This is a genomic window from Enterococcus sp. S86.2 (assembly GCF_059834485.2).
Genome location: NZ_CM206813.1, coordinates 647,031 through 659,195 on the forward strand (window position 1 = coordinate 647,031; position 12,165 = coordinate 659,195).

The following is a 12,165-nucleotide window of genomic DNA, read 5'->3' on the forward strand; positions in this document are numbered from 1 at the left end:
CGCAATTTCTTAACAAAATTGATTGTAAGCAAGTTTTGGCTAAATAGGTTGGCTACGCTCAAAGCGTTGGTACAATTTGGCGGCTAGTAGTGCAAATAAGCCTGGTCCTAAAATTAACGTGAGCACATTGTTATATTCACCGGCTTTCAGAGGTTCATAGACTTGAAAAAAAATTGCGACTGCTACACAGAGGCAAACACTGATAGAAAGCAGATGATTGACTCTTTTATCAGAAATTAAAAGTTCTTCTTGTCCGACGATATTTTTTCTAATGAAAAAAGGAAAGCTTGCGGCCACCACAAAATAGGGTAATGCGCGGGAAACATTGGTCATATAGGTAAGTTGATTGAATAGATTTCCGATAATTTGATTGTTAAAAGATAATGCGGCAATACAAATACTAATCACACCTGCTTGTAGCCAGAGGGCATTATCTGGCATTTGTTTGTGGTTGAGTTTAATAAAAGACTTCGGCCATATTTCTTTTGGCGTGCCGGTAATTAAGCTTTTTAAAGGTCCGTAAGTAATGGAAGAAAGCAGCCCTAAGTAAGCTGTTAATAAGGTAAAAGCTGTATAGCGAATATAAAATTGATACAAAAGATTCGTCTGCCAGTAATTAAAACCGAAAGCTTGTGCCAATGATTTTGCTAAGCTACCAGTTAAGCCATACATCAAATTTCCCAAGTGCATTTGATTGGTTTGACGTAAAGCTGTGATATCGTTTGTTCCACTCCATAAAATGATGCCTAAGATGTATAATAAAGCGATAATTCCTGCACTGAAAATAACCGCTTGAGGAAATTTTTTGCGGCTTTCTTTGGTTTTATCTGCTAAACTAGCGACAGTATCTAAACCACCAAATGCTGTGATTGCAAAGATGAAAAAGGGTAATTGGCTAAAAAAGTGGTCATACGTTCCGGCAAAAAAGCTGGGTGCCTGCCAACTTTTAACTAAGTTTGGAATAAAATTGGCAGGTTGTAATACTAATAAAGTCAGGTTACTAAAAAGCGAAAGTAGTAAAAGTGCAACCATGGCCAAGCTACTGATTTTTAAAAAAGATAAAATAGTTTTAAACCCGCGACTTAATAAATAGGTTAAACATAAAACAGCAAGAATAGCTAAAAGTGCTAACCAGACTTGGGCGGGCAAGTTGAACCAATTCATTTGGCCAGTCATATCACTGCCAAACAGCAAAATAGATAAAGGAATCATCAATTTCATAAAGAGACTGACCATCCAAGTGAAATAACTGCAATACCATAAAAAAGCAGTAATAAAGGCAACTTTAGGGGAGAAGGAATCTTTTAACCAATCATAAATAGTGCCTTTTTGATGGGCGTATTTTTTGCTGTATTGCGCTACAATAAGAGCATAGGGGATAAAATAGCAAAGTGCGCTAATAATAAACCATGCCAATGATTTGGTCCCCAGCATAAAAAAGGCAGTCGCCATACTTGAAAATGAATAAACGGTAGTAATAATAAGCAACATTAATGTTGTGATGGACATGTTTTTTTGCATCAAGTGATTGCCTCCTCGTAAGATTACGGTATTATATTAGTGAGTTTTGTAACAAACTACAAGTTGGTTGTTGAAATATAGGGAATTGGAGTAGCAGATGAAAGATATAGTAAATTGGTTGCAAGAAAAAAGAAGTTTATGGCGCTGCGATTTTGTTGGGATTGCGGTGAATTGTGCACCTGCAAATGCCCCACAAACTATTCGTTGGCGTTATGTTAGCGGAAATAAAAGTGAAGCTTATCAGAAGATTCGTTTGAAAGTTGGGCGTGGGATTGCCGGAATGGTTTGGAAAACGGGACGTCCGCAAGCAGATGAAGCTATTTTTAGTCAGCCGGATAAATTATTAGAGTACCCGATTGCCAGAGTGGAAGCATTGGATAGCATGCTGGCCGTTCCAGTCACCGTAAAAAACGAAGTGATCGGTATTTTGGCGATTGGTTTTCGCCATACTCACGCCTTTACCCCCACTGAAATAAAAGCTGTAGTGACAGCCGCTGAAATATTAGCACCAACTTTAAAGGAGTTGGAGTCATGATTATGTTTGAGGAAAATCTTTTTGCTCAATTGTCTGAAGCTATCTGGCTTTTAGCAGACAATAAATGGCACCGGACATTAGCGGCAAAAAAATTAGAAAAAAGCTATCGTCTTGACTTGGCAAAAATAATTGCGATTGCCAAAGGAGAGAATACCACTTCTGAGCTTTTGCCTGAAAAGAAAAGTAATTTTTTTGTTGTAGGTGAAATTACCCCAGCTGGCTTTCCTCTCATTTTACTAGATCAAGATAAAAATCCCCATGAATTTTGGGGGCAAGTTACTTTTGGCAAGCAGGCAACTTTGCTTCAAATTACCTTACAAAAAGCCTCAGATAATGTGAATTCGCTTTTTGGGTATTTAAATGACGCTAGAGAAAGTGAACGGAAAAAAATTGCCAAAGATCTACATGATGGGATTGCCCAGAGTATTTACAGTTTGATGTTGGAAACAAGGGGGTTAAAGTGGATAACACCAGAAATGCAACCTGAAAAGTTGCAAGCCATTGACCGCCATTTTGCTGAGGTACTTGAAGAAGTTCGCGATTTAGCTGGTGAATTGCGTCCCATGTCCTTAGATGCCTTTGGTCTTGTACCAGCATTGGAGCAATTTATTGCCCGCACAGAAGAAATGACGGGATTTGAAATTGACTTAACGGTTACAGGAGAGCAAGCTTCCTTATCTGAAACTGTACGGACGACTTTATATCGCGTGGTACAAGAAGCAGTGGCCAATGCTATGAAGTATGCGGGTGTGAATCAAGTGCAATTAACTTTGACTTTTCAAACTTTTTTAACAATTGAAATTGTTGATTATGGTCGGGGCTTTCATTTACTGCAGGAAAAAAAAGGCTTAGGTTTAATGAACATGCAAGAGCGAATTCACGCCTTAAATGGCAGCTTTAGTTTAGTTACTGAGCCAAATCAAGGTACAAAAATAAAAATTACGGTACCATTAGAGCATAGTGCTGCCGCAAAGAATTAGAGGAGGAGCGCCATGAAAATTTTGATTGCAGACGATCATGCCTTGGTTCGTAACGCATTGGCTTTTATGATTAATGCACAAGCGGACATGGAAGTTATTGGCGATGCTGCCGATGGCAACGAGGTCTTCATGAAAATTGAAAATTTGCCGGTAGATATCGTTTTGCTAGATATCAGTATGCCTCCAGGAGAAAATGGGTTGGTTACGACTAAACGGGTCAAAGAAGCGCATCCTAACGTAAAAGTTATTCTTTTGACAATGCATGATGAAGAATCTTATATACGTGGTGCATTAGCGGCACATGCGGATGGTTTCGTATTAAAAAGTGCCACTGATGAAGAATTATTAACGGGAATTCGTAACGTTTTTTTAGGCAAACGTTATTATGCCGGCTATGATGAAGAGGCATTAAATGAAATTGCTCATGGGCAAGAAGATCGTTTATATGCCAGCTTATCTAAAAGAGAAAAAGAAATATTACCTTTGATTGCATTAGGGTATAACAATAAAGAAATTGCCGAACGACTTTTTATTTCTGTGAAAACAGTAGAAGTCCATAAGGCCAATATTCGGAAAAAGTTGCAGTTGGATAGTTATGCTAGCTTATTGCAATATAGTTTAAAGCACCATTTGATCGATTTTTAGCAGTTTTTTTAAGGAGGAAAAGTTGTGCCAGCAAAAAAAGGGATTATATTTGTTTTACACGGACGCCAAGATCACATTGTCAAAACGAATATTGCTGCCATTGAACAGGCAGCGCGAGCAGTATCAGTTCCTTTTGCCATCGGTTTTTTAGAAGGAGAACGTCAAACGTTAGAAGATAGCATTGCAAAACTTGTTGCAAAAGGCTGCCAGGAATTTATCTTTTTGCCAGTGTTATTGTTTGCAGCTACCCACGTTAAAGTAGAGTTGCCAATGCGCGCGGGAGCTGTTTTGCCCAAAGAGGCTATTGCAACTTATTTAGAACCCCTTGGCACAACCCATGCTGTTTTGCGTTTTTTAGCAGAACAATTAGCAGCACAGCCAAAACTTTTACCACAATCGGTTTTATTAATCGCCCACGGGACGCCTCATTTTTTGGAACCTTATGCGCAGCTAGCAGAGATTGCCCAGAAATTGACGTTAATTTCTGGACGTAAAGTTTATCCTGCCAATTACCATGGTGAGCATCTTTATACAACAGTTTTAAACCAAATCCCGACACCCTTAATTGTTCAACGGCTTTTTCTCACAGAAGGATTTTTACCGACAAAAATTAAACAAGATATTGTAACAAAACGAGGAACTAAAGATACGATTTTACCCACTTTGGCGGATAGTCCAGCAGTGGTCGCAGCGATTTTAGAAAGGTTGGCAGATAGCAATGTTACCGATCATGCTTGATGTTGTCACTATGAAAATTTTAGTTGTCGGGGCAGGGAAAATTGCTACTAGAAAAATTCAAAAACTAGTGGCAGCCGGAAATAGTCCGACGGTAATTGCACCTGTTGCCAGTGATTATGTGCAAAAAGCAGCAGTGGCAAAAAAGATAACGTGGCACAAGCGAATCTACCAAATAGGGGACACTGCTGATTTTCAAATGATTTTCATTTGTACCAATGACGATAGGGTGAATCATGAAATCACAAGAGACATTTTACCAACACAACTTGTGAATGATACGACAAATAAAGCCAACAGTAATTTTTTTAATTTGGCGAGTTTTACGTATCATGATTTTGAAATTGCACTTTCTTCTAAGGGGAAAAGCCCAAGTCAAACAAAAGAGTTAAAAGAAAAATTGCAGCAAATCTTAAGAAATGAAGACAGTCTCAATAGCTGAGGCTGTTTTTTTATCTGACCGAAGGATAAGAAAAAGGTGATGGGCTACTTTGGTGTTTGCAGGAAAAGGCAGCATTTTTTTTGGTTACTTTGTGAAATAAACAACAAATATAGGGGATTCCCCAATAGGTTTCAAGGGTGATTTCTTTTATTGTGAAGCTATTAACAATAAAGGTGGAAAATCCATGAAAGAACGTTTAGTCGTAATCGGAAACGGAATGGCGGGAGTTCGAACGATTGAAGAAATTATCAGTCGTGATCCAGATCGCTATGAAGTAACTATTATTGGTAAAGAAGCTTATCCAAATTACAATCGCATTATGTTATCCAATGTTTTGCAAAATAAAATGACAGTGGAAGAAATTATTACTAATCCAATTGCTTGGTATACAGAAAACCACATTCAATTAATTAATCATGATGAAGCTGTCGGAGTCGATACTGAAAACAAAATTATTACTACCAATTCTGGACAAGTCGTTCCTTTTGACAAACTGCTTTTTGCAACCGGCTCACATCCATTTCTCTTACCGATTCCTGGTGTTGATAAAGAAGGTGTGGTCGCTTTTCGTACGATTGATGATACAGCAGCGATGTTACAAGCTGCTGCAAAATATAAAAAAGCAGTCGTAATCGGTGGTGGATTATTAGGTTTAGAAGCAGCCAAAGGGTTATACGACCAAGGAATGGACGTTACCGTCGTTCACTTAGCAAAGTGGTTAATGGAAACTCAACTAGATGAAAAAGCAGGCAAGTTATTACAAGCTGAGCTTGAAAATCAAGGATTGAAATTTTTGTTAGAACACAACACTAAAGAAATTCTAGGGGATACACGAGTAGAAGGGATGCGCTTTAGTGATGGTAGTGAGATTGCAACCGACTTAATTGTGATGTCGATTGGAATTCGTCCGGCAGTAGAGTTGGCACAAGAAATCGGCTTGACGGTTAATCGTGGAATTGTGGTAAATGACTATATGGAAACCAATTTACCAGATATTTACGCAGTCGGGGAATGCGCTGAACATAATGGTATTTGTTATGGTCTGGTGGCACCTTTATTTGAACAGGGCAAAGTTTTAGCAGATAAATTAACACAACAAGCCGATATTAAGCCTTATCAAGGTTCAACGACGTTTACTTCCTTGAAAGTTTCGGGGGCAGATCTTTATTCTGCGGGCAATGTTGTAAATACAGAAGGTCTAGAAAGTATTGAAGCTTTTGATAGTAGCAGTAAAAAATACAAGAAGATTTTCTTAAAAGACGGAAAAATTGCCGGTATCGTTTTGTACGGCGACACAGAAGACGGCAGTCGCTATTACAACATGATGAAAAAAGGACAATCTTTAGATGAGTTACAAACAATCGCAGTTTTACAAGCGATTGGCGAAGGTGCTGGCACAGGCGATGATGTTTTATCATGGGATGAGGATGAAACGGTTTGTGGCTGTAATGGTGTTTCAAAAGGCGATATTCTCCGTTCAATCCGGGAAAAAGGATTAACCAGTGTCGCTGAAGTTGGGAAAGTTACAAAAGCGGGAACTTCATGTGGTAAATGTAAACCGCAAGTACAAACTTTGTTAGAAGCTGAACTGGGCGATAGTGTTACAGCGGCAACAGGAATCTGTGGTTGTACAGATTTAAATCGAGATCAAGTGGTAACACAAATTTATGCCAAACATTTGTTGAGTACCAAAGAAGTATTTGAAACCCTCGGCTGGAAAAATAAAGAGGGCTGTCCTAAATGTCGTCCGGCGGTCAATTTCTATTTAAATGTAGCCTGGCCAAAAGAGCATGAGGATGAACGTGAATCGCGAGTTGTAAACGAACGGATGCATGCCAATATTCAAAAAGATGGAACTTTTTCGGTTATTCCCCGGATGCGTGGTGGTCAAACAACACCGCAACAATTATTAAAATTGGCACAAGTAGCGGAAAAATACAATGTCCCATTGGTCAAAGTCACCGGTTCTCAGCGCATCGGCCTTTATGGTGTGAAAAAAGCTGACCTGCCAAAAATATGGGAAGAATTAGATATGGTTGCAGCCCAAGCTTATGGCAAAGTATTCCGCTCTGTTAAAACTTGTGTGGGGAAAAACTTCTGTCGTTTTGGTACCCAAGATACAATGGGCTTAGGGGTAAAATTGGAAGAGACATTTGAGTATTTGGATACGCCCCACAAATTTAAAGTCGGTGTTTCGGGTTGTCCCCGCAGCTGTGTCGAATCGGCGGTAAAAGACTTTGGGATTATCGGTGTGGAAAATGGCTTTCAAGTAATGATTGGCGGCAACGGCGGAACAGAACTTGTCGAAGCCAAAATGTTAGGGACTTTTGAAACAGAAGCTGAAGTCATTGAACTTTGTGGTGCAATGTTGCAATATTATCGTGAAACAGGCGTTTACGGTGAACGGACAGCGCCTTGGGTTGAACGGATGGGCTTTGATAATGTGAAGACCGTCTTATTGGATACGAAAAAAAGAGTAGAGCTATGGACAGCATTACGTGAATCATTAGAGGCAAAAGGTCAGCGGGATCCGTGGGGACCAATTACAAAAGATGTTGATTTACGAGAAAAAATGTATACGATTGAAAAACCGGAAAAAGTGGAGGTTTCGTAATGAAAGTTTTAGCCACCAAAAAAAGTAAACTCATTCCACGAGTGGGGCGTTCGGTCACCCTTAAGGATGAAAAAATTGCGATTTTTACGACTTCTGAAGGGAAAATTTACGCTTTAGCTGATTACTGTCCCTTAACAAAAGGACCGATTTTAGAAGGCATGGTTGCAGGGGATTACCTCTATGAACCGATGCGGGATTACAAAATCTCCCTTATTGACGGTAGGATTCAAGAACCTGATGAAGGTCAGATCAAGACTTTTCCAGTTATGATTGACGAAGATGAAGTTTACGTTGAAATCTAAATTTGGCGTGTGTAACTCAAAATGACAAAAATACCCAAACTTAAGCTTAGGTGGCGACAATTTTAACTTTTGTGACCTAAAAAATGGTTTGGGTATTTATTTTAGAAAGGAAACATCATGAAAAAAGCGTGCATTTTGCTAACTCGTTTAGCTGGCTTAAATGAATTGGATCAAGCTTTTTTTATAGCCAAGGGTTATCAGACGCAAATTTTACCTTTAACTAAAATTTCTTTACGAAAATTATCCGCTAACGAAATTGCAGAAATTAAAGCAACCCAGTGGCTTTTTTTTACAAGTCAAGTCCCGGTTGAAAGTATTTTAAAGCATGCCCAATCTAGTGTGAAAATCGCTGTAATTGGACAAAAAACTGCCCAAGCAGTGATAAATGCAGGTTTTACCCCTACTTTTATTAGTCCCAAAGAGACAAAGGAAATGCTGTTAACGACTTGGCAAAAAGCCTACCCTAAAAAAACACGTATTTTATATCCGAAAAGTCAATTGGCAGATAATAATGTGGAAAAGATGCTGGCAAATTACGAGGTACAGAGTTTTATTGCGTATGACAACCTTTTTCCACTGACGAGTCAAAAAAAGTTAGAAAAGGTGTTGGAGACAAAAAAAATCACCGCCGTATATTTTACGAGTCCTTCTGCTTGGAGACGTTTTATTAAGGTTTATAAAAATTATTCGGCTTTGCCGTTACAGTTTGTTGCTATTGGCGAAACAACAAAAAAAGCAATTGAAAAAGCCGGGTATACTGCACGATTGAAAAGTGACGTAGAAAAGATTGATTAAAATAATTGTTAGAATTTTCTTGACAATTAAAAAGTAGCTGTATACAATAAATGCAATAAATAAAAGTGATGACAAGAAATAGTAAGTAAAAATAAGAAGACAGGAAGTTGCCGGTAATTGAGAGGCGCGCAATTATTTTTACTGAATTCCTCTTTGAACTTCGCACCGAATCAAGTAGGCTGCGACGGATGGTGTGCCTTCGTTAAATTTGCCAGGGTATAAGTATTTTTGTACCTAATGAGGTAGTTTTGCGCAAGCAGACTATAAAAAAAGGTGGTAACACGAGTCTATTTCAAGACCCGTCCTTTCAAATTGAAAGGATGAGGTCTTTTTCTTTGTATTTAAATCTTAAAATAAAGGGGTAAAAGGACATGTTTAAAGCAATCAGTAAAAAAATTAACGCAGAGTCAGTAAAGTCATTAGCAAAATTATCAGAAGCAGAGGCGGCGCAAAAAAAAGCACGTGATTTGGAATTAGAAAAAATTATTACCGGTGAAGATCAACGTATTTTGTTAATCATTGGTCCGTGTTCAGCCCATGAAGAAGAAGCTGTGATGGAATATGTACATCGTTTAGCAAAATTGCAAGCAGAAGTCGCTGATAAAGTATTCATGGTACCACGCATTTACACGAATAAGCCCCGAACCAATGGCGATGGCTACAAAGGCCTGTTGCATCAGCAAAATCCCAATGGAGAAAGTAATTTAATTCGCGGGATTGTTTCCGTACGTAAATTACACAAACGTGTTTTAACTGAAACAGGTTTAACGACTGCTGATGAAATGCTTTACCCTGAAAACTTAGAGTTCGTTGAAGACTTGGTAAGTTATATTGCAGTTGGTGCCCGCTCTGTAGAAGATCAGCAACATCGTTTTGTGGCCAGTGGTATCAATCAGCCAACGGGGATGAAAAATCCTACGAGTGGAAATTTAACTGTTCTATTCAATTCACTATATGCTGCGCAACAAAAACAAGAGTTCATTTATAATGGCGCAGAAGTGGAGTCTTCTTCTAACCCATTAGCCCACGTTGTTTTACGAGGGGGACTAAATGAAGTAGGGAAAAATATTCCCAATTATCACTATGAAGATTTAATCGAAGTTACAAATCGTTATGAAGCAGGAAACTTTAAAAATCCTTTTGTGGTAGTGGACACCAATCACGATAATTCTGGTAAACAGTATTTCGAACAAATTCGAATTGTCAAAGAAACCTTAGAAAACCGCAAGTACAATCAAAAAATTAAAAAAATGGTTCGTGGCTTTATGATTGAAAGTTTCATAGAAGATGGTCGTCAAGAACCAGATGGAACCGTTTTTGGTCAATCGATCACCGATCCTTGTCTCGGCTGGGAAAAAACAGAAGAGTTAGTTCGCTACATTGCAAAACATGTCGAATAAATTTTTGAAGTAACAAATTGATGCAGGAAACAGGCAATAAAATAACCCAAGATAAAAAATAAAATTTATCTTGGGCTATTCTTTTGCCTAAAAAGGTGGGAATTATCACCCCTTAATTTTTTATTATTATTTTATAGCTATCATTTATTTTGTATAAGATAACTTTACCCAATTAATTAAAATAAGGAAAAAGCATCATTGTTAGCGGTAATAATTTGAATTTTCAGAAATTAAAAACTTTTAAAATCGCGTTCTATCAAGGTATTGCTGTAAAAGGAATTTCAATAATTATTCAGCTTATCTAAAAAAAATTACAAAAGAAACGTATGATTTTTGACTAGAATAACTTATAATATTGTTATCGTATAAAGAGAGGATAGAGATATGAAGAACAAGAAAAAACGTGATTTAACAAAAATGCGTACGCCCCATACTTATGTCATTATTTTTATGGTTGTTATCGCGGCGTGGCTATTGACGTTTATTGTACCAGCAGGTAAGTTTTCTACCACTGAAGTTGAGTACAAAGATGCCAATGGGGAAGTAGCAACACGGACGGTCTTGGAGCAAGATACCTTCCGCTATGATTATCCGTTAAATAAAGAGTTTGTTTTTGATAAACTAGAAGATTTAGCGGGCAATCAAAATGAATTAGAAAAATTAGATGTTGCCAAAGAAGATGTTGAAGGTGTCATAAAAGACGGGGAAAGTAAACTTTCTCAAGAAACACTAGATGGCATTAATCTGACCGATGATGCGCTGTATAAATTATACGGTGACAAAATTTATGATAAGTCAGAAAAGCTTCACAAGACAGCTAAGATTTGGGGAACCGATGATTTTAATGGTTTTGGTTTCTTGAACTTTGTTTTTGAAGGATTAGTTTCTGGTGACAAGTACGGTTCAGCTGTTGGGATTGTTGCTTTAATTCTCGTCGTCGGTGGTGCCTTTGGGATTATTATGCGTACAGGCGCGATTGATGCTGGTATTTTTGCCTTTATTTCCAAAACGCGTGGTCTAGAACGGCTAGCGATTCCGTTATTATTCTTTGCCTTTTCTTTTGGTGGTGCCACTTTTGGGATGGCCGAAGAAGTTATTCCGTTTTCAATGGTGATGGTGCCTTTTGTCATAGCGCTGGGGTATGACTCTATTGTGGCGGTCACCGTGACTTATGTTGCCTCGCAGGTGGGGAATGCCGCTTCTTGGATGAGTCCATTTAGTGTGGCAGTTGCCCAAGGGATTGCCGGAATTCCAGTCTTATCTGGTGCAACCTTCCGTTTAGTTATGTGGTTTGTTATTACCGCACTTTCTGCACTTTACTTATCATTATATGCAGAACGTATTCGTAAAAATCCAATGAAATCAGAAGTTTATGAATCAGATGCGCATTTCCGTGATCAAATTCAAAAAACGACAGATGAAAAGAAACCTTTCTTATTAGGTCACAAATTAATTTTGTTGGAAATGTTAGTTGTTTTAATTTGGATCGTTTGGGGAGTAACCCAAGAAGGATATTATATTCCTGAAATTGCATCTCAATTCTTTGTAATGGGCTTAGTTGCCGGTATTATTGCAGTATTGTTCAAACTGGACGAAATGGGTTGGAATGATATTGCCAAAAGTTTCCAAAGCGGTGCGGCTGATTTAGCTGGCACAGCGATCGTTGTAGGGATGGCAAAAGGAATTCTACTTGTCTTAGGTGGTTCTGATGCGAACATGCCATCTGCATTAAACACAATGTTACACGGCGTTGGTGGTTTATTAAGCGGTGTTCCCGCGATGGTTGGTGCTTGGGCAATGTATGTTTTCCAAAGTTTATTCAACTTAGTCGTAACATCAAATTCAGGACAAGCAGCTTTAACAATGCCAATTATGGCGCCATTGGCTGACCTTGTGGGCGTTTCTCGCCAAGTTGCAGTTTTAGCTTATCAATTAGGTGCAGGGTTTGTTGATGCCTTCACACCAGTTTCAGCAAGTTTAATTGGGGTTTTAGGTGTCGCACATATTGAATGGGCCAAATGGGCGAAATTCCAAATCAAGATGCAAGGTTTCTTCTTTGTATTAGGGTCAATTTTCATCGTGATCGCAATTGCAATTGGTCTACAATAGCACGCAATTAACTTCCTCTTTTTAGAGGGAGTTTTTTTGTTGTAGGGTATAATGGATAGGATAAAAAAAACGACTTTCAAAATCAAA

General features: G+C 38.4%; 11 protein-coding genes. 10 read left to right on the forward strand and 1 reads right to left on the reverse strand.

The genetic code is table 11. The annotated features are described in order from the left end of the window. Positions 1–39: 39 nt before the first annotated feature. Positions 40–1,521 (reverse strand): amino acid permease, encoded by a 1,482-nt coding sequence (locus AC6R0T_RS02875; RefSeq protein ID WP_206902349.1) that lies wholly within the window; start codon positions 1,519–1,521, stop codon positions 40–42. Between the two features lie 97 nt (positions 1,522–1,618). Here AC6R0T_RS02875 and AC6R0T_RS02880 point away from each other — a divergent pair, with 97 nt between their 5' ends. The 10 genes from AC6R0T_RS02880 to yfcC all read left to right on the forward strand — a co-directional run bounded on the left by AC6R0T_RS02880 (position 1,619) and on the right by yfcC (position 12,078). Then, positions 1,619–2,056, forward strand: a complete 438-nt coding sequence (locus AC6R0T_RS02880) for a GAF domain-containing protein (RefSeq protein WP_230710124.1) — start codon at positions 1,619–1,621, stop codon at positions 2,054–2,056. Next, positions 2,053–3,036, forward strand: coding sequence for a sensor histidine kinase (locus tag AC6R0T_RS02885; RefSeq protein WP_303753853.1), 984 nt, complete (start codon positions 2,053–2,055; stop codon positions 3,034–3,036). The genes AC6R0T_RS02880 and AC6R0T_RS02885 overlap by 4 nt, the downstream gene beginning before the upstream one ends. Before the next feature lie 12 nt (positions 3,037–3,048). Beyond that, the gene (locus tag AC6R0T_RS02890) at positions 3,049–3,681 is read left to right on the forward strand and encodes a response regulator transcription factor (protein WP_206902352.1); all 633 of its coding nucleotides are present in this window, start codon (positions 3,049–3,051) and stop codon (positions 3,679–3,681) included. 24 nt (positions 3,682–3,705) lie between these two features. Further along, complete coding sequence (locus AC6R0T_RS02895; protein ID WP_303753854.1) at positions 3,706–4,419, forward strand: sirohydrochlorin chelatase; 714 nt, start codon at positions 3,706–3,708, stop codon at positions 4,417–4,419. After that, a complete protein-coding gene (locus AC6R0T_RS02900; RefSeq protein WP_526159661.1) occupies positions 4,412–4,858 on the forward strand; it encodes a precorrin-2 dehydrogenase/sirohydrochlorin ferrochelatase family protein in 447 nt (148 codons plus the stop codon). Before AC6R0T_RS02895 ends, AC6R0T_RS02900 begins: the two co-directional genes overlap by 8 nt. 184 nt (positions 4,859–5,042) lie before the next feature. Further along, entirely contained in the window at positions 5,043–7,472 is a 2,430-nt protein-coding gene (nirB, locus tag AC6R0T_RS02905; protein ID WP_303753855.1) for a nitrite reductase large subunit NirB, read from the forward strand. Continuing rightward, on the forward strand, positions 7,472–7,774 hold the full coding sequence (locus tag AC6R0T_RS02910) for a nitrite reductase (NAD(P)H) small subunit (RefSeq protein ID WP_206902356.1): 303 nt from the start codon (positions 7,472–7,474) through the stop codon (positions 7,772–7,774). Before nirB ends, AC6R0T_RS02910 begins: the two co-directional genes overlap by 1 nt. 117 nt (positions 7,775–7,891) lie before the next feature. Further along, positions 7,892–8,569 (forward strand): uroporphyrinogen-III synthase, encoded by a 678-nt coding sequence (locus AC6R0T_RS02915; protein WP_303753856.1) that lies wholly within the window; start codon positions 7,892–7,894, stop codon positions 8,567–8,569. A gap of 371 nt (positions 8,570–8,940) precedes the next feature. Next, on the forward strand, positions 8,941–9,969 hold the full coding sequence (locus tag AC6R0T_RS02920) for a 3-deoxy-7-phosphoheptulonate synthase (protein WP_303753857.1): 1,029 nt from the start codon (positions 8,941–8,943) through the stop codon (positions 9,967–9,969). Positions 9,970–10,353: 384 nt separating this feature from the next. After that, entirely contained in the window at positions 10,354–12,078 is a 1,725-nt protein-coding gene (yfcC, locus tag AC6R0T_RS02925) for a putative basic amino acid antiporter YfcC (protein ID WP_303753858.1), read from the forward strand. The last annotated feature ends 87 nt before the right edge of the window (positions 12,079–12,165 follow it).